Below are 21,704 nucleotides of genomic sequence, written 5' to 3' on the forward strand. Positions count from 1 at the left end.
CCACCAACCTCAGACGCGGCGGTGAACGACCAGCCCGCCGGGAGCCTGACAGATCGGGGTCAGCTCGATCCGGCCGATATTGACGTGGGGCGGCTGGCTGGCGGCCCACACCACCGTCTCGGCGATGTCCTCGGCGGTCAGCGGCTCGGTGCCGGCATAGACCTGGGCGGCGCGGCCCTCGTCGCCGTGGAAGCGGACCTGGGAGAATTCCGAGCCGCCGCACAGGCCGGGCTCGATGTTGGTGACCCGCAGCCGGGTGGCGACCAGATCGGCCTGGAGATTGTAGGAAAACTGGGCCACCGCCGCCTTGGTGGCGCCATAGACGTTGCCGCCGGGATAGGGATGGCTGCCGGCGACCGAGCCGATATTGACGATGTGGCCGCGGTCGCGCGCCACCATCCCCGGCAGCACCGCGCGGGTGACCTGGACCAGCCCGCGCAGGTTGGTGTCGATCATGGTGTCCCAATCGTCGGGATCGGCCCGGTCGGCGCGGTCGAGTCCCAGAGCCAGCCCGGCATTGTTGACCAGCAGGTCGATCGCGGCGAAGGCCGGCGGCAGGGCGGCGACGAAGGCGGCGATCGCGGCGCGGTCGCGCACGTCGAGCGGGGCGGCATGGACCGGCGCCGGGGCCAGTTCGGCGGCGAGGGCGGCGAGGCGGTCGGCGCGGCGGCCGCACAGCACCAGCCGGGCGCCCAGCGCGGCGAAGCGGCGGGCGATGGCGGTGCCGAAGCCGGCGGTGGCGCCGGTGATCATCACGGTGCGGTCGGTCCAGCTCATGGCATCTCCTTGGCGCGGCCGGCGGTTCAGGGCTGCATCTTGCTCGACGGCGGCGGCGGCAGCGGCCGGCGCGGATCGGAATCCCGCACCATCGCCAGATGCGGCGCCGGGGCGAGCGGGCCGTCGATCTTCCAGACATAGACCCGGTAGGCGCCGAACTGCCGCACCTCGGTGGCGTTGTGATCGACCACGTTGGCGTCGGTGGTGATGCGGAACTCGCCTTCCATCGTCAGTCCGAGCTCGGCCAGGGTCTGGGCATCGGACGGGCGCAGACTGTTGGCGGTGACGACGATGCCGCCGTTCTGCAAGGCCCGCAGCATCAGGATGCGGGCATCGCGGCGGATCAGCGCCACCAACTGAACCTGCCCGAGCCGGCCGGCGCGTTCATATTCGACCGCGAAGCGGCCGCGGCCGCGCGATTCGATCTTGCGGAAGGCGATGTCGCGGGAGAGATCCTTGCGGATGTTCTCGATCTTCTCCGCCTCGTTGTCCGGGGTGATCTTGCCGGTGCGGTAATCGTCGAGAATCGGCGCCCACATCAGGTCGCCCTTGTAGGTCAGGTCGTAATCGCCGAAGCGCGACAGCCGCAGCTCGGCGCGGAACTTGTCGGGGATGTAGCAGGACGACAGCGTCAGCAGCACTGCCACCGCCATCAGCCGTTTCAGCCAGTCAGCCGCCACCGGCCCCTCCCGCCTTCGGTTCCAGACGCTTGGCAGCCTGCCACAACGCCTCCATTTCGTCGAGCGAGGCGGCGGCCGGGTCGCGCCCCTCGGCGCGCAGGGCGGCCTCGATGTGGCGGAAACGGCGCTCGAACTTTTCGTTGGCGCGGGCCAGGGCGCGGTCGGGATCGATCGCCAGCTTGCGGGCGAGGTTGACGCAGACGAACAGCAGGTCGCCGACCTCGTCCTCGACCCGGTCGGGATCGGCGCCGGTGTCGAGTTCGGCCACCACCTCGCCCGCTTCCTCCTCCAGCTTGGCGAGGATGGCGCGGGGATCGTCCCAGTCGAAGCCGACCCGGGCGGCGCGGCGTTGCAGCTTGACCGCGCGGGTCAGCGGCGGCAGGGCGCGGGCGATGCCGTCGAGCACCCCGTTGCCCCCGGCGGCGGCGCGCTCGGCCTGCTTGATCTCCTCCCAGCCCGGCGGCGGGGTGCCGTCGGCGGCGAACAGATGGGGGTGGCGGCGCACCATCTTGTCGGCGATCGCGGTCGCTACCGCGTCGAAATCGAACCGGCCGCTTTCCTCGGCGATGCGGGCGTGGAACACCACCTGGAACAGCAGGTCGCCCAGTTCCTCCTTCAGCGCGGCGACGTCGTCGCGGGCGATGGCGTCGGCGACCTCGTAGGCCTCCTCGATGGTGTAGGGAGCGATGCTGGCCCAATTCTGTTCGCGGTCCCACGGGCAGCCCTGCTCGGGGTGGCGCAGACGCGCCATCAGCGCCAGCAGGCGGTCGATCGGGCGGGAAGGGTGATCCATCGGCGGCATCGGTCCTCGGGGGGGAAGGGTGGGGCGATCCTAGCACCCGGCGGCGGCGAGGCAAGAGGCTGGCGAACCGCAAAACAGGCTGGCCGCGCCGCCGCCGCTGTGACACTTTTGCGGCGGGGGAGGGGAGCATGGACCAAGTCATCACCCGCAAGGGCAGCCACGGCCACAGCACCAATCTGGTCGGGCTGCCGACCGGCCTGCTCGGCAGTCCGGCCTTCAACGATCTGCCGCGCCCGCTGCACATCTCCGGGGTGCGCGAGATGAACCGCGGCCTGTTCCAGATGCTGGGACGCTCCGACGGCCGGCACGAGGCGGCCGACGCCTTTTCCAAATACATGACGGCGATGTTCGGCATCGACCCCGAGCAGCGCACCACGGTCGAGCCGGCCGGCGGCATCCCGCGCCCCTACCGCGCCAGCTTCATCCGCCTGCTGCTGGGCTGGGGCTATGATTCGAACTCGGCCGAGGGGGCGGTGCTGAAGGGCTGGGTCGAAAGCCGGTTCGGGCTGGTGCCGACCTTCCACCGCGAGCCGATCCGCGACACCGATTCGCCGGCCTGGGACGCCTATGTCGATCAGAAGATGGCCAGCAAGTTCCACAACAACTCGATCTGGGCCCAACTCGACATCCTCTACGAATATTGCCAGTGGGCGATCACCAGCGGCACCGCCCCGCTGGGCGAGCACATCACCCTCTATCGCGGGGTCAATTCGTTCGAGGAACACCAGATCGTCGAACGGCTCGACCGCCGCAGCGTGGTGATGCGCTTCAACAATCTCGGTTCGTTCAGCAGCGACCGCGAGGTGGCCGACTGTTTCGGCGAAACCATCCTCACCGTGCGGGTGCCGACGGTCAAGGTGTTGTTCTTCAACGCCCTGCTGCCGCTCTATCCGCTGAAGGGCGAGGCGGAATATCTGGTGATCGGCGGCGATTACCGGGTCACCGCCGACAAGATCTGAGCCGATGAGCGATCCCGTCCTCAAGGCGCTGCTGCTGCCGCTGGCGCGCGGCCTGCTCGATGGACCGGCCGACGGCCGGGCGGCGCTGCTGCGGGCCGAGCCCGACCCGGCCCTGCCGCCCGGGTTGCTGTGCGAGCAGAGCTTCAAGCCGGCCCACGACGCCCTCGCCGCCGCCGGGGCCACCGTCACCCGCCGGATCGAGGGGGATTTCGACCTGATCCTGTGCCGGCTGACCGGCGACAAGGCGGAGAACCGCGCCAACCTCGCCCGCGCCTGGAGCCACCTTGTCCCCGGCGGGATCCTGCTGGCCGGCGGGGCCAAGGACAGCGGCGCCGCCAGCCTGGAGGCCGAGGTTGCCGCCGTGCTGCCGCTGGCCGGCAGCCTCGCCAAGCATCATTGCCGGCTGTTCTGGCTGCGCCGCACCGAGGCCGATCTGCCGCCCGGCTGGGCCGACTGGCGCGACGCCGCCCGGCCGGCGCCCCATCCCGGCCCCGGCTTCCTGACCCGGCCGGGGATGTTCAGTTGGCGCGAGATCGACCCCGGCTCGCGCCTGCTGGCCGAATCCCTGCCGGAGGATCTGGCCGGACGCGGCGCCGATCTCGGCGCCGGCTGGGGCTATCTCGCGGTCGAGACCCTGCGCCGCGCCGCCCCCGCCACCCGGCTCGACCTCTACGAGGCCGAGGCGCTGGCGCTCGATGCCGCCGCCGTGGCACTCGATCAGGCCGGGTTTGCTTCTCGCGCCAGCCTGCATTGGTGGGATGTCGCCGCCAGCCCGTTGCCGGCGCGGGCCTATGATTTCGTGGTGATGAACCCGCCGTTCCATCGCGGCAAGACCACCGATGTCGCCCTCGGTCAGGCCTTCATCGCCCAGGCCGCCGCCACCCTGCGCCCCGGCGGCCGCCTGCTGCTGGTCGCCAACCGCCAGTTGCCCTACGAACGGATCCTGGCCGAGCGTTTCGCCCAGGTGAGTCAACTGGCCGAGACCGGGCTCTACAAGGTGATCGCCGCGCGGCGCTGAGGCTTGATGCGGGCTCCGCCCGCGCCCGCCAAGGGCCGAGGGCCCTTGGATCCCATAAAGTTTTTCGGCATGGCGTCGCGCCGGAACCGCCATCCTGGCAGACCAGGTGCTGGGCGAGCTTTTCCGCGCTTGATGAGGAATGAGCGGGATCCAAGGGCCTTCGGCCCTTGGCGGGTGCGGGCAGAGCCCGCGAAAGCGCGTCAGCGCTCCGCCAGCAGTGCCGCGAGATAGTCGCTTTCGCGCCGAGCGCTGATCGCCGCGAACCCGCGTTGTTCCAATTCGGCGCGGGCCGCCTCGTCGGCGATCAAGCTGGCGCAGGTCTCGGCCAATTGGTCATAGGCCGCCCCGGCCACCGCCGCGCGCAGGTCGGGATCGATTTCGGTGTCGGGGGTCAGCTCGGTCACCACCGCCTTGCGGTTGGCGAGCAGGTAGGAGACCCGGACCACCTCGAACACCTGGGCCTGATGCTTGTGCAGGTTGATCACCAGCTTGGCGCGGGCGATCAGGCCGTCGCGCTCGGCGCCGTAGCAGCCGAACACCGCCGCCACCTTGAGGCCGCGATCCTGGATCGCCTTCAGCGCCACCCGGCGATGCTCGTTGACCGCGCCGTAGAACAGCACGTCGATGTCCTGCAAAGGGGCGGGGCGGATCCGGCTCATCTCCGGCACGGTGCCGACCGGCAGCAGGTGGAACCGCCCCCGCACGCCGAGTTCGGCCAGCTTGTCGAGGTTGCGCCGGCTGTAATCCCAGGTCTCGAAGCGGGCAAAGGCGGTGCGGAGCTGCGGCGCCCATTCGAACAGATGCGGCTCGACCTGTTCGAGATTGTAGAACACCGTTCCCGCCGGCAACCCGTCCAGCATCGCCTCGGGCAGCAGATGGCCGCCGAGCAGGATGTTGGTGGCGTCGGGGGCGAACTGGTTGACCACCAGCGGCGCGGCATGGCCGAGCGCGCGCAGCCCGCAGGCCACCGTCTCGGCGATCTCGGCCAGCGCGCCGGCATGGCGATAGCCCGGCGGCGACAGCAGCACGACCTGGAACTTCATCCCTGGCGGTTCCTTCTATTCCCACCGCGCCACGATCCGCGCGACCGGCTCGAGATAGGACGAGCCGAACAGGCGGACATGGACCAGCAGCGGCCATAACAGATACAGATCCTTGCGCTCCTCCCAGAAGCCGGGGCGGATCGGGCGCAGGCGGTGATATTCCTCGAAGAAGGCCGGGCCGAAGCTGCCGAACAGGGTGCCGAAGGCGAGATCCATCTCCGGGTCGGCGAAATACAGCGCCGGATCGATGAAGGCGGCGACCGTGCCGGCCCGGCACAGGATGTTGCCGCTCCAGGCATCGCCATGGACCAGCCCCGGCCGGGCCGGCGGGTCGAGGATTTGGTCGAGCCGGGCGCCGAGGCGTTCGATCCGGCCCAGTAGCGACGCCGGCAGCCGCCCGGCTTCGTGGGCGCGGCGGGCCATGTCGCCCAGGCGGCGGTCGCGGTAGAAGGCGACCCAGTCGGGATCCGGGGTGTTGAGCTGGGCCAGCCCGCCGATCACCGTGTCGCGCTCCAGCCCGTAGGATGGGGCGGTGATCGCGTGCAGCGCGGCCAGGGCGCGGGCCGCGTCGGCCTGGGCGGCGGCGTCGAGCCCGCCCGCTGTCTCGACATGGGCCATCAGCAGCAGGTCGTCGTCGCCCTCCTCCAGCGCCGGCACCGGCAAAGCGGTGTTGCTGGCGAGGAAGCGCAGCATCCAGGCCTCCGGCTCCAGCCCGGGGCCGAGCTTGGCGACCCGCCGGCTGCCATCGTCGAGGGTCAGCAGCAGCACCGTGCCGACCGAGCCGCCGGCCAGCGGCCGGGCGGCGCGGACCGCCCGGCCGGTGATGGCGGCGACGCGGGCGGCCAGCGCCGCCGGCAGCCCCGCCGCCGCGCTCATCGTCCCCCGGCGGCGAGATGGTCGAGCAGGGCGGTGCTGCCGGCCTCGATCAGGTCGAGCACATGCTCGAACGCCCCGGGCCCGTCGTAATAGGGATCGGGCACCTCGTCGGCGCCGAGCCCGGGACAGAACGACAGGAACAGCGCCAGCCGGTCGCGCCGCTCGATTGGGGCGAGGCGGACCAGCCGCGCCAGATGGTCGCGGTCCATCGCCAGCAGCAGGTCGAAGCGGTCGAAATCCTCGATCGCCACCTTGCGCGCCCGGAGCGGCCGCAGGTCGAACCCGCGCCGGGCGGCGGTGGCGATCGAGCGCGCATCCGGCGGCTCGCCGATGTGATAGGCGTGGGTGCCGGCGGAATCCGCCTCGATCCGGTGCTCCAGCCCGCGCCGTTCGACCAGGGCGCGGAACACCCCCTCGGCGGTGGGGGAACGGCAGATATTGCCGGTGCAGACGAACAGGACCTTGACCATCGTGGCTTTCCGGTTTTCGATCGGGCGGGCCAGTATAGCGCAGGGGAGCCAACGCGCCATGTCCCACCCATCCGCCCCGGGCCGGATCGTTGTCCTGACCGGCGCCGGGATTTCCAAGGAATCCGGCCTCGACACCTTCCGCGATCAGGGCGGGCTGTGGGCGCAGATGCGGGTCGAGGACGTCGCCTCGATCGAGGGCTATCGCCGCGATCCCGATCTGGTCCAGCATTTCTACAACACCCGCCGGCGCGAACTCGGCACCGGCCGGGTCGAGCCCAATCCGGCCCATCTCGCCCTGGCCCGGCTCGAACGCGAATGGCCGGGCGAGGTGCTGGTGGTGACCCAGAACGTCGATGACCTGCACGAGCGCGCCGGCAGCGTCAACCTGATCCACATGCATGGCGAATTGCTGAAGGTCCGGTGCGAACGCTGTGACCGTCCGCTGCCCTGGCGCGAAGACGTCACCCGCGCCAGCCTTTGCCCCGATTGCGGCCGCGCCGGCACCCTGCGCCCCCACATCGTCTGGTTCGGCGAGGTGCCGTTCGAGATGGACCGCATCATCGCCGCGCTCGAACGCTGCGCCCTGTTCGTCTCGATCGGCACCTCCGGCCATGTCTATCCCGCCGCCGGCTTTGTCGCGGCGGTGCGGCAGGCCGGGCGGGCCCACGCCGTCGAACTCAACCTCGAACCGTCGCGCGGCGCCAGCCTGTTCCACGAGGTCCGCACCGGGCCGGCTTCGGAAACCGTTCCCGCCTTCGTCGCGGGTCTGCTCGCCGGCCTCTGATCGGCCGGGGCGACGCTCCGGCCCCCTCTTCCCGTTCCAAGGGTATCCGTGGCGGCACCTGGCCGCCCGCCGCCGCTTTGTCCGAGCCCTGGGGAACGGCGGAACAATTTTCAAATAAACGCACTGTAAAATTTTCTATAAATAATAGTTAACGGCGGTCTGGCGGTGTGATCTTCACGCCTTGCGGCTTTCGAAGTGTGATGAATCCCGCTATTGTGGTGGTCGTTCTTGCAGGGCGGCGGATCGGCGGAATCATTTACAGTGTATTTTATTATTTTTATTTCCGGCGGTACCGCTCGCCCGCGCAAGCTGACCTGATCGGCCGGATCGGCCGGGTGCCTGGCTTCAGGAGAGGGCGATGACAGCAACGCGCGGATGGATCGGGTTCGGGCTGGCCGGTGGGCTGGCGCTGGTGATGGCGGCGCCGGCCTCGGCCCAGTTCGCGCCGGTGGCGGCGGTGGGCTCGTCCCAGGCCGCCTCGGCCACCGCCGGGGGGATCTCCTGGGCGGCCAGTCTGGCGCTGGGGGCGCGGATGGTGGTCGATCCCGGCCGGATCGTGCCGGTCGGCGCGGTCGCGGTCGATCCCGCCGGCGGTCAGCGGATGGCGGTCGCCCTCAATGACGGCGCGATCGGCTTCTGGGACCTCGGCCGGGGCAACGAGATCCGCCGCCACTCCGCCCATCCCGGCGGTGTCGCCGCGCTCGGCCTCGGCAAGGGGCTGGCGGTGTCGGTCGGCCGTGACGGCAAGGCGCTGTCCTGGGATCCCCAGCGCGCGGTCGCCTCGGGCGAGATCGCCCTGCCGGCCGCCGCCGCCCTGGTCGCGGTGCGGCGCGACGGTTCCGGCGCAGTGCTGGCCCTGGCCGACCGCACCCTGCGCCTGTGGCAAAACGGGGCGCTCGATCCGGCCCCGCTCGGCGGCCTCGACGGCGCGCCCGCCGCCCTCAGCCTGTCCGACGACGGCGCCTGGGTGGCGGCGGCCGATCAGGCCGGGCAGGTCCGGCTGTGGTCGCTGGCCGACCGCTCCGCCCGCACCGTCGCCCTGGGTCAGCCGGTCAAGGCGCTGTTCGCCGCGCCGGGCGGCAGCGTGGTGCTGGCGGTGACGGTCGAGGGCGAGGTGCGGCGGATCGATTTCGCCCAGGGCTCGGTGGCGCGTCTGCGCTCGATCGACGAAACCGTCACCGCCGCCGCGCTCAGCCCCGATGGCAAGCTGCTGGCGGTGGCCGACCAATCCGGCGACCTGACCCTGCTGGCGGCCGCCGACGGCGAGCGGATCAAGCGGATCGGCCAGGACCATCCGCTGCGGGCGCTGGCCTTCGCCGCCGGCGGCACCGCCTTGCTGGCGGCCAACCAGGCCGGCACGGTCGGGGTGATCGACCTCGCCGCCGCCCGGCCGGTGGCCGAACTGATCGCCGGCCGCCAGGGTTGGGTGGTGATCAATCCCGACGGCAGCTTCGACAGCGCCCGCAACGCCGAGGGCGCGGTGGGGTGGCAGGCCAACGGCAAGCTGTTCGGCGCCGCCCAGTTCACCGAAAGCCATTTCGAGCCCGGCCTGCTGGCCCTGACCCTCGAACGCGTCCCCCCGGCCCAGCCGGTCAAGGTGTCGCAATCCTTCGTCGAACCGGCCGAGGTCACCATCGCCGCCCCCGCCGCCGGCGGCACCAGCGCCGAGGCGGTGGTGACCGTCACCGTCACCGCCCGCGACCTCGGCGACGGGATCGAGACGGTGCGGCTCTATCACGACGAGCGCGAGGTCGGCAGCGATTCCTCCCATGCCGGCCTCGCCTCGCCGGTGGCCGAGGGCAAGCCGGTCAGCGCCAGCTTCCAGGTCACCCTCCATCCCGGCGACAATCAGCTGTCGGCGGTGGCGGTCGGCCGCGGCCACGTCGCCAGCAGGCCGGCGGCGCTCCATCTCGCTTATGCCGGCCAGGGCGTCCAGCCGGTGCTGCATGTGCTGGCGGTCGGCATCAACGACTATCGCAACCCGGCGCTGTCGCTCAATTACGGCGTGCCCGACGCCCAGGGCATCGCCAAGTTCTTCTCGGCCGACGCCGCCGGCCGCGCCCCGTTCTCCAAGGTCGAGGTCACCAGCCTGACCAACAATCAGGTGATGCGCGAATCCCTGCTGTCGGCGCTGGCCGGGCTGGAAAAGGCCGCGCCCGAGGATACGGTGGTGGTCTATCTCGCCGGCCACGGCGACACCCGCAATGACCAGTGGTACTACATCCCCTACGACGTCACCGCGCCGGAACAGAGCGACCAGCTCCGCCAGCGCGGCCTGTCGAACCAGGAACTGCACGCGGCGCTGCAACGCATTCCGGCGCTGAAGGTGCTGCTGCTGATCGATGCCTGCAAGTCGGGCGCCGCCGTCACCGCCCGCCAGCAGGGGTTCGAATCGCGCAAATCGCTGGTGCGGCTGGCCCGCGTCGCCGGGACCCACATCGTCGCCGCCGCCGCCAAGGAACAATACGCGGTCGAACTGGCCGATGTCGGCCATGGCGCCTTCACCTACGCCCTGTTGCAGGGGCTGGCCGGCAAGGCGGCGGGCGGGCAGGGACAGACCGTTACCGTTCGCTCGCTGGTCGGTTTCGTCGAGGATTATCTCCCCGAGGTCAGCAGCCGGGGCGGCGACGATCCGCAATATCCGGTGGCGGATTCACGCGGGGTCGATTTTCCGCTGTCGGTGGCCTCGGCTCGGCCCTGACCGCCCTTCGCCGGGCTGCCGCCCGGACCCGCTTCGGGGAGCGGCGCTCCCCGAAACCCCTCCCTTTTTCGGGGCGTTGGGGCTTCACCACAACAGCGGCACCTCGTCGCGGTTGGCTTGGTCGCCCCAGTACAGCGAGGGCAGCAGCTTCGACAGATAACGGAACTCGGTATGGCAATGCTGGAGCAGCCCGAAGCCGATGGCGTCGGGCAAAGGGTGGCCGGTGGCGCCCGCGTTCTGGCCGAGAATGAAGCGGCTTCTCAGCACGGCGCCATAGCTGGTGTCGCGCACCACATGGACCATCTGGCCGTCGGTCGGGTCGCCGTTGGCGTCGAGCGCCACCGCCGCGCCGAAGCCGATGCGCGCGTAAACCACGGTGGAGACGTCTTGGTTGGCGATGGCCTGACGGTAGGCCTCTTCGGCAAAGATCTCGGTCGGCTGATGGAACTTGATGATCGCGGGAACGGGGGGAATGTCGCCCAGGGCTTCGACGGCGCGAATGGTCGCGCCGACATAGCTTTTTCCCTTCCGCCAATGCTGGTCCCAGCCGTGGTGCGCGACATGGTCGAGCGGATGCCACCAGTTCAGATGCTGGTCGGTGTCGAACTGCTTGAACCACCAATCGAGCATCCGTCCCTTGCAGCCGTGCAGGTCGGTCCGCACCGCCACCACCAGCGCACCGCTTTCCAGCCGGCTGAGGCCGGTTTCGAGGCGAAGCGGGGCGGGGTCCAGCAGGTCGTCGATATAGGCCATGCCCGCTCGGGCCGCATCCGGGGGAGGGTTCGCATTGCTGGTCATGGGAGATCACCTCGCTATTTAGGAAACGTTGATCGTTTCCTAAATATGGGGTATGCCGGGACGGGCGTTTTGTCAAACGGAGAATTCCTTGTCGGAAACCACGCCGAAGCCGCGAGGCCGGCCGCCGCTGGCGGAGGAGGTGCTGCGGGGGAAGGTGGTCGAGGCCGCCACGCACCTGATCCTGACCCAAGGCTATCCGGCCATGACGATGGAAGCGGTGGCGCAGCAGGCCAAAATCGCCAAGAAAACGGTTTACCGGTTCGCGGCCAGCCGCGAAGAGCTGATCGGGCTCATCGTCGCCAACTGGACCGATGCCTTTCCGCCCGCCTTCGCCGCCGACGCCACCGATCCCGCCGAGGCGATTCGTGTCCTTGAAAACCTCCTGGTGCTGATCGCGCAACGGGTTCTGACGGCGGAAGCCGTCGGCCTGTTCCGGCTGCTGGTCCATGACCTGCCGGGCCGCGACGCGGTGCTGGCGATCTACGGCCGTAATGGGATCGAGCGTTCGCGCGGCCTGCTGAGCGACTGGCTGGCGCGCCACCGCTCGCGCGGCGTGCTCGGGATGGCTGATCCCGCGCTGGCGGCCGACCTGATCCTGTCGATGGTGGTGGCCGAACCGCTGCGGCGGATCGCGATCGGGATCGCGGAGCCGCAACCGGCCTGGGACATCCGCCCCCGCGTGCGGGCAGCCCTCGACCTGTTGAAGCTTGGAGGACCCGAAACCTGATCCGGCTCGCTTCAACGCCGTGAAGGACGGACGCCAGCCGCGCCCGTCCTCCACAGGGTTCCAAGGGCCTTGCGGCCCTTGGCTTGTGTGGGCAGAGCCCACGTCTTGTTTTTTTGTCCCTGTCCTCAGTCGGCCAGGGTGCGGGCTTCGAGATTGGCGGCGTCGAAGCTGGTGCCGGCCAGCAGCGAGTCGCTTTCCGCGCTGTCGCGCAGGCTGCCGGTGAAGTGGTAGAACACCGCGCCGAGGACGAACAGGGCGCAGAACAGCCCGAACACCACCGCGTTGAAGTAGATCATCGTCACCAGGGCGAGCAGGGCGGTGCCAAGGGCGATGGCCGGGAACACCGGATAGAACGGCGCGGCGAACGGCCGGGCCAGGCCGGGCTCGCTCTGGCGCAGCTTGAACAGGGCGGCCATCGACAGGATGTACATCACCAGGGCGCCGAAGGCCGACATGGTGACGATGTTGGCGGTCAGCGGCTGGCCGCCGATCTGGATCAGCTCGTCGGAGAAGATCGCGGCGATGCCGACCACGCCGCCGGCGAGGATCGCCTTGACCGGGGTCTTGGTGGTGGGGTTGAGCACGGCGAAGGCGGGCGGCAGGAAGCCGGCGCGGGCCAGGGCGAAGATCTGGCGCGAATAGCCCATGATGATGCCGTGGAACGAGGCGATCAGGCCGAACAGGCCGATGAACACCAGCATGTGCAGCCAGCCCGAATCCGCGCCGACCACGATCTTCATCGCCTGGGGCAGCGGGTCGTTGACGTTGGCGAGCGTGCTCCAGTCGCCGACGCCGCCGGCCATCACCATCGTGCCGAAGGCCAGCACCACCAGGGTCAGGATGCCGGCGATGTAGGCGATCGGCACGGTGCGCGACGGATTGCGGGTTTCCTCGGCGGCCATCGCCGCGCCCTCGATGGCGAGGAAGAACCAGATCGCGAACGGCATCGCCGCGAAGATCCCCGACAGCGAGGCCGACGAGAAGGTTTCGCTGCCGGCCCAGCCGTTGGCGACGAAATTGGCCCAGGAGAAGCCGGGCGACACCACCCCCATGAACACCAGCAATTCGATGATCGCCAGCAGGGTGATGAACAGCTCGAAGGTGGCGGCGATGGTCACCCCGGCGATGTTGAGCCCCATGAACACCACATAGGCCCCGACCGCCGCCAGCTTGGGGTCGAGCCCGGGGAACTGGACGTTGAGGTAGGAGCCGATCGCCAGCGCGATCGCCGGGGGGGCGAACACGAATTCAACCAGGGTGGCGAGGCCGGCGAGGAAGCCGCCGAGCGGGCCGAAGGCGCGGTAGGAATAGGCGAACGGGCCGCCGGCATGGGGGATCGCGGTGGTCAGCTCGGTGAAGCTGAAGATGAAGGTGGTGTACATCAGGGCGATCAGCACGGTGGTGACCAGGAACCCGAGGGTTCCCGCCGCCGCCCAGCCATAGGACCAGCCGAAATATTCGCCGGAGATCACCAGGCCGACGGCGATGCCCCACAGATGCAGCCCGGTCAGGCTGCGGTTCAGCACGGTTTTCGAGGGGTTGGACATGAGTGAGGTTCCTTGCGACAGGCAGGGGAGGATCAGGAGGAGACGGAAGAGAGGAGGGTGGGGGCGGCCGGTGCCGCCGTCAGGGCGGCGTCGGCATCCTCCTTGAGGTCGATGCCGGTCAGGCCGAGCCGCCGCGCCGCGCCGGCCAGCCAGGCCAGCTTGGCGGCGGCGCGGGCGGGGGGCAGCCCGGCGCCGTGGACGTTGGAGATGCAGTTGCGTTCGGAATCCCGCCGCCCCGGGCGGGGATCCCAGGTCAGGTAGATCCCGAGCGAATCCGCCGAGGTCAGGCCGGGCCGCTCGCCGATCAGCACCGCGACCTGCCGCGCGCCGAGCGCGGCGCCGATCGGGTCGCCCAGCGCCACCCGGGCCTGCTCGGCCAGCACCAGCGGCGCCAGCCGCCAGCCCGGCAGCAGCGGCAGCAGCGCGGCCAGCACCGGGGCGGCCCAGGCCTGGATCGCCGCCGCCGACAGGCCGTCGCCGATCACCACCGCGAGATCCCAGTCGCCGGCCGCCGGCAGGGTGGCGCCGGCCGGATCGAGCCGGCGGCCGAGGTCGGGCCGGCGCAGATAGGTATCGCGGTCGGGGGCGGCGCTCTTCACCCGCACCGCCCGGCCCGACGGCCAGGGCGGCAGCTCGGCCTCCAGCCGGTCCCAATCGACCCGGCCATGGACGGCGTCGCGGGCGCCGGCATGGGCGAGCTGGAAATCGAGCCGGGCCGCCAGCGGGGCGGCGTCGCCGGCGCGGCCGAGGCCGATGCGGGCGCGGGTGGCGGCGCGGAAGCGGGCGAACGGGTCGAGCGCCGGCGGGGTGTTGCGGTCGTCGGTCATGGTCAGCGCCCTCCCTGGGCCAGCAGGGCGCGCACCGGGCCGGCGGCGGAATCGAGCGGCGCCAGCCGCCCGTCCGGGGCCAGCATCCCCATCCGGTCGAGCCAGGACTCGAATTCGGGGGCGGGGCGCAGGCCGAGGCGGTGACGCAGGCCGAGCAGATCGTGATAGCTGAGGCTCTGGTAATTGAGCATCACGTCGTCGCCGCCCGGCACCGCGATCAGGAAGGTGATGCCGGCGGTGCCGAGCAGGGTGGCCAGCACGTCCATGTCGTCCTGGTCGGCCTCGGCGTGGTTGGTGTAGCAGACGTCGAGTCCCATCGGCAGGCCGAGCAGCTTGCCGCAGCAATGGTCTTCGAGCCCGGCGCGGATGATCTGCTTGGAATCGTACAGATATTCCGGCCCGATGAAGCCGACCACGCTGTTGACGAGCAGGGGGGAGAACGCCCGCGCCACCCCGTGCGCCCGCGCCTCCAGCGTCTGTTGGTCGATGCCGTGATGGGCGTCGGCCGACAGGGCGCTGCCCTGGCCGGTCTCGAAATACATCACGTTGTCGCCGACCGTGCCGCGCCCGAGCGACCGCGCCGCCGCCTCGGCCTCGGCCAGCAGGGCCAGACTGACGCCGAAGCCGCGATTGGCCGCCTCGGTGCCGGCGATGCTCTGGAACACCAGATCGACCGGGGCGCCGCGCTCGATCGCCCGCAGGCTGTTGGTGACGTGGGTCAGCACGCAGCTCTGGGTCGGGATGGCGAAGCGTTGCCGCACCTCGTCGAGCATCTCCAGCAGGGTGACGCAGTCGGCGACATTGTCGCTGGCCGGGTTGATCCCGATCACCGCGTCGCCGATGCCGAACAGCAGCCCGTCGAGGGTGGCGGCGGCGATGCCGAGCGGATCGTCGGTGGGGTGGTTGGGTTGCAGCCGCGAGCCGAGCCGGCCGGGCAGGCCGAGGGTCGAGCGAAAGGCGGTGACCACCCGGCACTTGCCGGCCACCGCCAGCAGGTCGGCATTGCCCATCAGCTTGGTCGCCGCCGCCACCATTTCCGGGGTCAGGCCGGGCGCCAGCGCCGCCAGCGTCTCGGGGGTGGCGTCATAGGACAGCAGCCAGTCGCGGAAGCCGCCGACCGTCAGCGCCGCCACCGGCCCCAGCGCGGCGCGGTCGGCGCCGTCCTGGATCAGCCGGGTCACCTCGTCTTCCTCGTAGGGGATCAGCGCCTCGTCGAGGAAGGTGGTCAGCGGCAGGTCGGCCAGCACCATCCGCGCCGCCACCCGGCGCTTTTCGCTGTCGGCGGCGATCCCGGCCAGCTCGTCACCCGAGCGGCGCGGCGAGGCGCAGGCCATCACACCGGCCAGATCCTTGAAAACGTGGCGTTCGCCCCCGGCGATCACCGCAAAGCGCGACATGAGGCGGCTCCTGCGTGGCTCGATCTTCGCCACGATCATGCCAGCCGTCGGCCCACCCCGCTTGACCTTGCAGCACAAAGTTTGGGCGCGCTTCGTCTGTGCCCAAAAATAGGGCTGGTTGTTGGGCTTTCGTCCCAACCCAACCGGGGCGATGTGGGCTCCGCCCACCCCCGCCAAGGGCCGGAAGGCCCTTGGAACCCCTTGATGGTCGGGCGCGGAGTGGCCTGTCAGCTTGGGCGCGGGTGCTTGCCGCGCGAAGGGCAGGGAAAGGGTTCCAAGGGCCTTGCGGCCCTTGGCGGGTGCGGGCAGAGCCCGCCAAAAAACAAGGCCCCGGCACGATGGCCGGGGCCCTGGGACCGGTTGTGGGACCGGGGGAAACTTACTTGGCGATGATCACTTCCGACGACTTGGCGATCGCCTCGACCTTGGCGCCGACGGCGAGGGCGAGGTCATCGACCGCCTCGTTGGAGATCAGCGAGGTCACGGTCTGACCGCCGATGTCGATCTTGACCTTGGCGACGATCTGGCCCTTGGTGACGCCGGTCACGGTGCCGGCCAGGATGTTGCGGGCGCTGATCTTGATGCCCGCCGCGCCCTTGGCGACGATCACTTCCGACGATTTGATGATCGCTTCGACCTTGTCGCCGACGGCGAGGGCGAGATCGTCCACCGCTTCGTTGGAAATCACCGAGGTCACGGTCTGACCGCCGATATCGACCTTCACCTTGGCGACGATCTGCCCCTTGGTCACTTCGGTCACTTTGCCGGCCAGGACATTGCGAGCGCTGAGTGTCATAACCCTCTCCTTTGGACGCAGGCCTAAAACGATTGATGGGGTTATTGTAGGACCATGCCCTGCTCAGTCAATAAACATTTTCAATAAAGCGCCTGTCATTGGGGCGTGCGGCAGTTTGACTACATAGCGAGATCCTCTGACCACAGTGGAAAGCCTTGTTCGGCGTCGTATCGTTGATGGTAATGACGCCTTTTCCCTTGAGGTTGATTTGCCGGGGGATTTGTGTCGTCCCGTCGCGCCAATGGCAAAAGCCCCGGGGCCGAGCGGCGCCGGGGCAACGAATCGGGCAGGGGGGAGGCGATCAGACCGGGCCGGTGGTCTCGGGCCGGGTCCGCAGGCGGGCGAGTACGGCGCGGGCGCGGGCGGTCACGGCGTGAACCACGGCGCGGGCCTGGCGCCACGCCGGCCAGGCTTCGAGCTTGGCATGGGCCCAGGTCTTGGCGCGGACCAGGGCGTCATGCATCCGGGCGAACCAGCGGAAGCTCATCAGTCCGGGCTGGCACAGGGTGTAGATGCGGGCGAACAGCGCGGTGGCAACCAGTTTGGCCCCGATCAGCACCCCCAGCCCGGCCAGGATGTGGCCGGTGGCCACCGCCCACACCGCCGCCAGCTTGACCGGCAGGATCAACAGGGTCGGGGTGAGGAAGACGAACAGGGCGGCCGTGGGGGGCAGGGCGACGATGGCCGCCTCGATCCTTGCGATCGGGGCCAGCCGGCCGAGCCGGGCCATCAGCCGCTTGAGGCCCTTCCAGACATAGTCCTCGACCAGCATCACCGCGACGCCGAGCGGGATCATCAGCACCGAGGACAGCGGGCGGGAGGAGGAGGCACGCTCGAACATCGACAGCTCCGGACGGCAAGGGCGGGATCGGCGGCGCAAGCGGACGCGCCCCCGGATTTGATCGGACCTCAGCATGCCCGCGATTGCCCGGCCGAGTCACGCGCCATAAGCGTGTGTCCGGGCGGCGATCCGCCACGGGGGCTCGCGCGTTCGCCCCGCTCCGCCTTAATGCCCCCCCTCGCTTTCGGGGTTTTCCTTCTTCTGCTTCTTCTTCTTCGGCTTGGCTTTTTCCGGCGCCGGGGTGGCGACCTGATCGGGCTTGAGGAAGGCCGGCAGCGGCACCAGCCACTGTGCCGCCGGTTCGGCCCGCTCCGCCACGGCGAGCCGGCCGTCGGCGGAGGAGATCATGCCGCCCGACAGCGCCGCCACCGCCTCGCGCCGTTCATCGACGCTGTCGCCCAGCCCCTGGACCGCGAACACCGCCCGCACCGGCACCGCGGCATCGGGGCCGTTCGGTTGCACCCGCACCAGCCATTGCGCCGAGGGGGTGTCGGCGCCCAGTTCGCCGCTTTCGCTCATCACCACCTGATCGGCCACCATCAGCCCGACGGCATAGCGCACCCGGCGATCGGTCGCGCCGCCCAGCCGCAGCCCGAGCGGCACCTGCCGGTCGCCATGCACCACCAGTTCGCCCTCGACCGCATAGGCCAGACCGTCAAGCCCGGCGACGCGGGGCAGTTCGTCGCCGAAGGACAGGCCGGCGCGGTTGGACTGCGACCAGTCGCGGGCGATCCCCTTGCGTTGCAGCATGCGCTCGACGCTGCGGCGCAGGGCATAGAAGCGGGTGTCGGTCTCGGACCCGAGCAGATCGATCGCGCGCGGGGTGGGTTGCAGTTCGGCCGCCTCCAGCCGGAAGGCGGCGAAGCCTTCCCGCACCGGGGCGGCCTCGACCAGGGCGTAGGAATCGGTCTTGACCGCCACCACCGGGGCGGCCGGGGCGGCGGTGGCGTCGCCCCGGCTGGCCGGGCCGAGCACCAGGGCCAGTGCCAGGGCCAGCGCCGGGATCGATCCCGACGCCGCCCATCCCGTTCTCCCGCCTCGGCCCATTCCCATCTCCATACCTTCGGCTTATCGTCAGCCGCACATAGGTCATGCGCCGCTTGCTGTCAAGCCGCCCGTCCCCCGGGAGGGGAGCGCTCGTTCTCGTCCTCGCTCGCCAGCCCGGCCTCGAAGGCGTCGAGGGCGGCGATGTCCTGCTCGGTCGCGGCCGGCTCGGGCAGCAGATCGGCCGCCGGGCCGCCCAGCCCGCCGCGATTGGCATAGGCGCCGGCACCGGGGGCCAGATCGAGCAGGCCGGCGGCGCGCAGTTCGGCCAGCCCGGGCAGTTCGTCGAGCGAGCCCAGCCCGAAATGATCGAGGAAGGAATCGGTGGTGCCCCAGGTCAGCGGCCGTCCGGGGGTCTGGCGCCGGCCGCGCGGATGGATCCAGCCGGCGGCGAACAGCACGTCGAGGGTGCCCTTGGACAGGGCGACGCCCCTTATCTCCTCGATCTCGGCCCGGGTCACCGGCTGGTGATAGGCGATGATCGCCAGGGTCTCGACCGCCGCCCGCGACAGCTTGCGTTCGCGCGGCTGTTCCAGCGTCAGCCGGCCGGCGAGGTCGGGCGCGGTGCGGAAGGCCCAGCCCTGGCCGGCCCGTTCCAGCACGATGCCGCGCGCCTGATAGTCCCGCCGCAGCCGCTCCAGCAGCGGCGCCAGCGCGGTGCCGGGCGGCAGATAGAGGGCGAGGGCGCGCTCGGCCACCGGCTCGCCCGAGGCGAAGATCACCGCTTCGAGCAGCCGCAGGCTGTCGTCGTCCGGTTCAGGCGGGGTCATCGGGATGTCCTTCGGGGGCCACGCCGGCCCGCACATAGATCGGCGTGCCGGGCGGGCCGTCCTGGCGCAGGCTGAGCCGCCCCTGCCGGGCCAGTTCCAGCGCGGCGACCAGGGTCGCCGCCATCGCCGACTTGCGGCGCAGCGGTTCTCCCTCGAACAGCGGCAGGTGGGTCATCAGTTCCGACCAGTCGGGCAACAGCCCCGTTCCCAGCATCGCTTCGAGCCGGCCCAGCGCGTCATCGACCGACCAGAGGTCGGCGGCTTCGACCCGCAGCACCGTCACCGAGCGTCGGGAAATATGATCGGCATAAGCCTTCAACAAAGCGTAAAGGCTGAGCGAGAAAACCGGCCGATCGACCCGCCGCAGCCCCGGCGCCGCTCCCGGCGGGTGACGGTCGCGCCCGAGCAGGGCGCCGGCGAACAGGCCGCCGCCGGCCCGCTGCATCGCCTCCAGCCGGCGCAGCCGCCAGGCCAGCGCCGCCGCCATCTCCTCCGGGCTGGGGGCGTCCTCGGGGTCGGGTTCGGGCTCAGGCAGCAGCAGGCGCGACTTGAGATAGGCCAGCCACGCCGCCATCACCAGATAATCGGCGGCAAGGTCGATCTGGGCCGCGCGCAGGCGGTGGATGAAGGCGAGATATTGCTCGGCCAGCCGCAGGATCGACAGCCGGGTCAGATCGACCTTCTGCTCGCGGGCCAGGGCCAGCAGCAGGTCGAGCGGCCCCTCCCAGCCGTCGAGATCGACATGCAGCCGTTCCGAGGCGGTGGTTTCCGTCGCCTCCGCGTCCCCGGCGGGCGCCGCCGCCCGCGCCGCGTCGGGCGGGGCGGAGGGACTCATCGCGGTCCCAGCAGCCCGACCAGGGCGCCGGCCAGACTGTCGACCGGTCCGCCGACCAGCCAGCCGAGCGGATCGAAATTGATCCCGGCCCGTTCGCCCAGCAGCGGCAGCACGAACAGGCCGAGCAGCACCACCAGCAGGCCGACCTTCTCCAGCCGCGCCAGCCGCCAGCCCAGCCGGGGCGGCAGCAGCCCGGTCAGCACCCGCCCGCCATCGAGCGGCGGGATCGGCAGCATGTTGAACACCGCCAGCAGCAGGTTGATTTCCATCAGGGCGCGCAGGCTGGCGAACAGCCAGCCCTGGAACGCCTCGGGCACCTCGGGCACCAGCCAGAAGCCGAGCACCGCCAGCGCCGCCAGCGCCAGATTGATCGCCGGCCCGGCGGCGGCGACCACGATCAGGCCGAGCCGGGCCGGCCGCAGCCGGGTGAAATCGACCGGCACCGGCTTGGCCCAGCCGAACAGGATCCCCCCCGCCGCCAGCAGCAGCAGCGGCAGGATCACCGTGCCGAACGGATCGACATGACGCAGCGGGTTGAGCGAGACCCGGCCGAGCCGGCGGGCGGTGTCGTCGCCCATCGCCTGGGCGGCGAAGCCGTGCGCCGCCTCATGCAGGGTGATCGCCAGCAGCACCGGCAGCGCCCACACCGCCAGTCCGGCCAGCAGCTCGCTCATCCGCCGACCCGGGCCAACTGGGCGGCGATCCAGGCGTCGGCTTCCTCGGCGTCGAACGGCGCGGGCTTGCGCCGGCGGGCGTCGGCGCGGGCGAGGCGGGCCTCGGCCGCCGGGGTCAGCGGCCGGGCGGCGCGGGCCAGCGCGGCCATTTCGTCCATGTCGCCGTTGCAATGCAGCAGCAGGTCGCAGCCGGCGTCGAGGCTGTCGCGGGCGCGGTCCTCGAACCGCCCGCCCAGGGCCTTCATCGACAGGTCGTCCGACACCAGCACCCCGTCGAAGCCGAGCTGGCCGCGAATCACCTCGCCGATCACCCGGGCCGAGGTGGTGGCGGGATGGGCGGGGTCGAAGGCGTCATAGACCACATGCGCGGTCATCGCCCATGGCGCGTCGGCCAGGGCGCGGAACGGGGCGAAATCCCACGCTTCGAGCTGGTCGGCCGGGGTGGTGACCACCGGCAGGGCGACGTGGCTGTCCACCGTGGCGCGGCCATGGCCGGGGATGTGCTTGACGATCGGCATCACCCCCTCGTCGAGCAGCCCCTCGATCGCCTCGCGCGCCAGGGTGGCGACCTGCCCGGGCTCGCTGCCATAGGCGCGGTCGCCGATCACGTCGTGGGCGCCATCGACCGGCACGTCGAGCACCGGGGCGCAATCGACGTCGATCCCGAGCGCGGCCAGTTCGCGCCCGATCAGCCGGAAATTGAGCCGCAGGGCCCGCCGCGCCGCCTCGGGGTCGAGCGCGGCCAGCCGGGCGAACGGGGCGCCGGGCGGGGCCTTGCGCCAGTAAGGCGGCCGCAGGCGCTGGACCCGGCCGCCCTCCTGGTCGATCAGTACCGGGGCGTCGTCGCGCCCGACCGAGGCGCGCAATTCGGCGACCAGGGCGCGGACCTGATCCGGCGTGTCGATGTTGCGGCCAAACAGAATGAAGCCGAGCGGGTTGGCCTCGGCGAACAACCGTCGCTCGGCGCTGCCGAGGGTCAGTCCGGAGCAGCCGAGAATCAGAGCGGCGGGCGGAGAGTTAGCGGCGGGCAACGATGCACCCCTGATGACGCGATTGAAGAGAGGCGCAGATCTGGCGGGCCGAGGCCTCGTCCAGTCCACCGGCGCGGATACGCCAGAATACCCCCTTTTCGCCGAGATCGACCCGGACGATGTCGGAGGTCAGCCCGCCGAGCAGGTCGGCGTTGGCTTTCTGGATGCGGGCCCATTCCTTGCCGGCCTGATCGGCGGCGCGCACCGCGCCCAGCTGGATCAGGAAACCACCGCCGCCGCTGCGGGCGGGGGCGGCCGGCGCGGGGGCGGCGGCGGGAGCGGGATGCGGCGCCGGGGGCGGCGCCGG

The 21,704-nt window shown here is 70.7% G+C and carries 23 protein-coding genes; 5 read left to right on the forward strand and 18 right to left on the reverse strand.

Annotated features, from left to right (window positions below; genetic code table 11):
- Positions 1-9: 9 nt before the first annotated feature.
- Genes ACFSNB_RS00945 through mazG form a run of 3 tightly spaced genes read right to left on the reverse strand, consistent with a single transcriptional unit; the run spans position 10 to position 2,250 of the window.
- Positions 10-777 (reverse strand): SDR family NAD(P)-dependent oxidoreductase, encoded by a 768-nt coding sequence (locus tag ACFSNB_RS00945; protein WP_377313605.1) that lies wholly within the window; start codon positions 775-777, stop codon positions 10-12.
- A 26-nt stretch (positions 778-803) separates the two neighbouring features.
- The gene (locus tag ACFSNB_RS00950; RefSeq protein WP_377313607.1) at positions 804-1,457 is read right to left on the reverse strand and encodes a hypothetical protein; all 654 of its coding nucleotides are present in this window, start codon (positions 1,455-1,457) and stop codon (positions 804-806) included.
- Positions 1,447-2,250, reverse strand: coding sequence for a nucleoside triphosphate pyrophosphohydrolase (gene mazG, locus ACFSNB_RS00955; protein ID WP_377313608.1), 804 nt, complete (start codon positions 2,248-2,250; stop codon positions 1,447-1,449). Before mazG ends, ACFSNB_RS00950 begins: the two co-directional genes overlap by 11 nt.
- A gap of 137 nt (positions 2,251-2,387) precedes the next feature.
- Between mazG and ACFSNB_RS00960 the strand changes: the two genes are divergently transcribed.
- On the forward strand, positions 2,388-3,218 hold the full coding sequence (locus ACFSNB_RS00960) for an NAD(+)--dinitrogen-reductase ADP-D-ribosyltransferase (protein WP_377313609.1): 831 nt from the start codon (positions 2,388-2,390) through the stop codon (positions 3,216-3,218).
- A gap of 4 nt (positions 3,219-3,222) precedes the next feature.
- On the forward strand, positions 3,223-4,236 hold the full coding sequence (locus ACFSNB_RS00965) for a class I SAM-dependent methyltransferase (RefSeq protein WP_377313611.1): 1,014 nt from the start codon (positions 3,223-3,225) through the stop codon (positions 4,234-4,236).
- 200 nt (positions 4,237-4,436) lie between these two features.
- Here ACFSNB_RS00965 and ACFSNB_RS00970 read toward each other — a convergent pair whose 3' ends face one another.
- From ACFSNB_RS00970 to ACFSNB_RS00980, 3 genes are read right to left on the reverse strand one after another with little or no spacing between them, the layout of a single operon-like run.
- Complete coding sequence (locus ACFSNB_RS00970; RefSeq protein ID WP_377313613.1) at positions 4,437-5,279, reverse strand: CgeB family protein; 843 nt, start codon at positions 5,277-5,279, stop codon at positions 4,437-4,439.
- Positions 5,280-5,294: 15 nt separating this feature from the next.
- Positions 5,295-6,155 carry a fructosamine kinase family protein gene (locus ACFSNB_RS00975; RefSeq protein WP_377313615.1) on the reverse strand — a complete coding sequence of 287 codons (861 nt, stop codon included), beginning with the start codon at positions 6,153-6,155 and terminating at the stop codon, positions 5,295-5,297.
- Positions 6,152-6,625, reverse strand: a complete 474-nt coding sequence (locus tag ACFSNB_RS00980; RefSeq protein ID WP_377313616.1) for a low molecular weight protein-tyrosine-phosphatase — start codon at positions 6,623-6,625, stop codon at positions 6,152-6,154. Before ACFSNB_RS00980 ends, ACFSNB_RS00975 begins: the two co-directional genes overlap by 4 nt.
- 58 nt (positions 6,626-6,683) lie before the next feature.
- Between ACFSNB_RS00980 and ACFSNB_RS00985 the strand changes: the two genes are divergently transcribed.
- Both ACFSNB_RS00985 and ACFSNB_RS00990 read left to right on the forward strand, forming a co-directional pair.
- A complete protein-coding gene (locus tag ACFSNB_RS00985; RefSeq protein WP_377313617.1) occupies positions 6,684-7,409 on the forward strand; it encodes an NAD-dependent deacylase in 726 nt (241 codons plus the stop codon).
- 358 nt (positions 7,410-7,767) lie between these two features.
- Positions 7,768-10,110, forward strand: coding sequence for a caspase family protein (locus ACFSNB_RS00990; RefSeq protein ID WP_377313618.1), 2,343 nt, complete (start codon positions 7,768-7,770; stop codon positions 10,108-10,110).
- A gap of 84 nt (positions 10,111-10,194) precedes the next feature.
- Here ACFSNB_RS00990 and ACFSNB_RS00995 read toward each other — a convergent pair whose 3' ends face one another.
- Positions 10,195-10,863, reverse strand: a complete 669-nt coding sequence (locus ACFSNB_RS00995; protein WP_377313620.1) for a DAPG hydrolase family protein — start codon at positions 10,861-10,863, stop codon at positions 10,195-10,197.
- 133 nt (positions 10,864-10,996) lie between these two features.
- Here ACFSNB_RS00995 and ACFSNB_RS01000 point away from each other — a divergent pair, with 133 nt between their 5' ends.
- Positions 10,997-11,635: a TetR/AcrR family transcriptional regulator gene (locus ACFSNB_RS01000; RefSeq protein WP_377313621.1), complete on the forward strand. Its 639-nt coding sequence runs from the start codon at positions 10,997-10,999 to the stop codon at positions 11,633-11,635.
- Positions 11,636-11,760: 125 nt separating this feature from the next.
- On the opposite strand, the gene eat is transcribed toward ACFSNB_RS01000, so the two are convergent.
- From eat to ACFSNB_RS01055, 11 genes are all read right to left on the reverse strand, one after another.
- A complete protein-coding gene (gene eat, locus ACFSNB_RS01005) occupies positions 11,761-13,182 on the reverse strand; it encodes an ethanolamine permease (protein WP_377313622.1) in 1,422 nt (473 codons plus the stop codon).
- Positions 13,183-13,214: 32 nt separating this feature from the next.
- Positions 13,215-14,009 carry an ethanolamine ammonia-lyase subunit EutC gene (eutC, locus tag ACFSNB_RS01010; protein ID WP_377313624.1) on the reverse strand — a complete coding sequence of 265 codons (795 nt, stop codon included), beginning with the start codon at positions 14,007-14,009 and terminating at the stop codon, positions 13,215-13,217.
- A gap of 2 nt (positions 14,010-14,011) precedes the next feature.
- Complete coding sequence (locus ACFSNB_RS01015; protein WP_377313626.1) at positions 14,012-15,406, reverse strand: ethanolamine ammonia-lyase subunit EutB; 1,395 nt, start codon at positions 15,404-15,406, stop codon at positions 14,012-14,014.
- A gap of 379 nt (positions 15,407-15,785) precedes the next feature.
- On the reverse strand, positions 15,786-16,202 hold the full coding sequence (locus ACFSNB_RS01020; protein ID WP_377313628.1) for a TOBE domain-containing protein: 417 nt from the start codon (positions 16,200-16,202) through the stop codon (positions 15,786-15,788).
- Positions 16,203-16,503: 301 nt separating this feature from the next.
- Complete coding sequence (locus ACFSNB_RS01025) at positions 16,504-17,043, reverse strand: hypothetical protein (protein WP_377313629.1); 540 nt, start codon at positions 17,041-17,043, stop codon at positions 16,504-16,506.
- 165 nt (positions 17,044-17,208) lie between these two features.
- Entirely contained in the window at positions 17,209-18,090 is an 882-nt protein-coding gene (locus ACFSNB_RS01030; protein WP_377313631.1) for a hypothetical protein, read from the reverse strand.
- 59 nt (positions 18,091-18,149) lie between these two features.
- Positions 18,150-18,857 (reverse strand): SMC-Scp complex subunit ScpB, encoded by a 708-nt coding sequence (scpB, locus tag ACFSNB_RS01035; protein ID WP_377313632.1) that lies wholly within the window; start codon positions 18,855-18,857, stop codon positions 18,150-18,152.
- Positions 18,844-19,692 carry a segregation and condensation protein A gene (locus tag ACFSNB_RS01040; protein WP_377313634.1) on the reverse strand — a complete coding sequence of 283 codons (849 nt, stop codon included), beginning with the start codon at positions 19,690-19,692 and terminating at the stop codon, positions 18,844-18,846. Before ACFSNB_RS01040 ends, scpB begins: the two co-directional genes overlap by 14 nt.
- On the reverse strand, positions 19,689-20,366 hold the full coding sequence (locus ACFSNB_RS01045; RefSeq protein WP_377313636.1) for a site-2 protease family protein: 678 nt from the start codon (positions 20,364-20,366) through the stop codon (positions 19,689-19,691). The genes ACFSNB_RS01040 and ACFSNB_RS01045 overlap by 4 nt, the downstream gene beginning before the upstream one ends.
- The gene (gene nagZ / locus ACFSNB_RS01050; RefSeq protein ID WP_377313638.1) at positions 20,363-21,397 is read right to left on the reverse strand and encodes a beta-N-acetylhexosaminidase; all 1,035 of its coding nucleotides are present in this window, start codon (positions 21,395-21,397) and stop codon (positions 20,363-20,365) included. The genes ACFSNB_RS01045 and nagZ overlap by 4 nt, the downstream gene beginning before the upstream one ends.
- Positions 21,384-21,704: SPOR domain-containing protein (locus ACFSNB_RS01055; RefSeq protein ID WP_377313640.1), on the reverse strand; the 321-nt coding region annotated here is incomplete at its 5' end. The genes nagZ and ACFSNB_RS01055, both read right to left, overlap by 14 nt.

The organism is Phaeospirillum tilakii (assembly GCF_042683125.1).
Lineage (GTDB): Bacteria > Pseudomonadota > Alphaproteobacteria > Rhodospirillales > Magnetospirillaceae > Phaeospirillum > Phaeospirillum tilakii.

Excerpts from the sequence above, each read along its gene's own strand:
- ACFSNB_RS00945 (WP_377313605.1), bottom strand. The coding sequence starts at position 777 with ATGAGCTGGACCGACCGCACCGTGATGATCACCGGCGCCACCGCCGGC.
- mazG (WP_377313608.1), bottom strand. The coding sequence starts at position 2,250 with ATGGATCACCCTTCCCGCCCGATCGACCGCCTGCTGGCGCTGATGGCG.
- ACFSNB_RS00960 (WP_377313609.1), top strand. The coding sequence starts at position 2,388 with ATGGACCAAGTCATCACCCGCAAGGGCAGCCACGGCCACAGCACCAAT.
- ACFSNB_RS00965 (WP_377313611.1), top strand. The coding sequence starts at position 3,223 with ATGAGCGATCCCGTCCTCAAGGCGCTGCTGCTGCCGCTGGCGCGCGGC.
- ACFSNB_RS00970 (WP_377313613.1), bottom strand. The coding sequence starts at position 5,279 with ATGAAGTTCCAGGTCGTGCTGCTGTCGCCGCCGGGCTATCGCCATGCC.
- ACFSNB_RS00975 (WP_377313615.1), bottom strand. The coding sequence starts at position 6,155 with ATGAGCGCGGCGGCGGGGCTGCCGGCGGCGCTGGCCGCCCGCGTCGCC.
- ACFSNB_RS00980 (WP_377313616.1), bottom strand. The coding sequence starts at position 6,625 with ATGGTCAAGGTCCTGTTCGTCTGCACCGGCAATATCTGCCGTTCCCCC.
- ACFSNB_RS00985 (WP_377313617.1), top strand. The coding sequence starts at position 6,684 with ATGTCCCACCCATCCGCCCCGGGCCGGATCGTTGTCCTGACCGGCGCC.
- ACFSNB_RS00990 (WP_377313618.1), top strand. The coding sequence starts at position 7,768 with ATGACAGCAACGCGCGGATGGATCGGGTTCGGGCTGGCCGGTGGGCTG.
- ACFSNB_RS00995 (WP_377313620.1), bottom strand. The coding sequence starts at position 10,863 with ATGGCCTATATCGACGACCTGCTGGACCCCGCCCCGCTTCGCCTCGAA.
- eat (WP_377313622.1), bottom strand. The coding sequence starts at position 13,182 with ATGTCCAACCCCTCGAAAACCGTGCTGAACCGCAGCCTGACCGGGCTG.
- eutC (WP_377313624.1), bottom strand. The coding sequence starts at position 14,009 with ATGACCGACGACCGCAACACCCCGCCGGCGCTCGACCCGTTCGCCCGC.
- ACFSNB_RS01015 (WP_377313626.1), bottom strand. The coding sequence starts at position 15,406 with ATGTCGCGCTTTGCGGTGATCGCCGGGGGCGAACGCCACGTTTTCAAG.
- ACFSNB_RS01020 (WP_377313628.1), bottom strand. The coding sequence starts at position 16,202 with ATGACACTCAGCGCTCGCAATGTCCTGGCCGGCAAAGTGACCGAAGTG.
- ACFSNB_RS01025 (WP_377313629.1), bottom strand. The coding sequence starts at position 17,043 with ATGTTCGAGCGTGCCTCCTCCTCCCGCCCGCTGTCCTCGGTGCTGATG.
- ACFSNB_RS01030 (WP_377313631.1), bottom strand. The coding sequence starts at position 18,090 with ATGGGCCGAGGCGGGAGAACGGGATGGGCGGCGTCGGGATCGATCCCG.
- scpB (WP_377313632.1), bottom strand. The coding sequence starts at position 18,857 with ATGACCCCGCCTGAACCGGACGACGACAGCCTGCGGCTGCTCGAAGCG.
- ACFSNB_RS01040 (WP_377313634.1), bottom strand. The coding sequence starts at position 19,692 with ATGAGTCCCTCCGCCCCGCCCGACGCGGCGCGGGCGGCGGCGCCCGCC.
- ACFSNB_RS01045 (WP_377313636.1), bottom strand. The coding sequence starts at position 20,366 with ATGAGCGAGCTGCTGGCCGGACTGGCGGTGTGGGCGCTGCCGGTGCTG.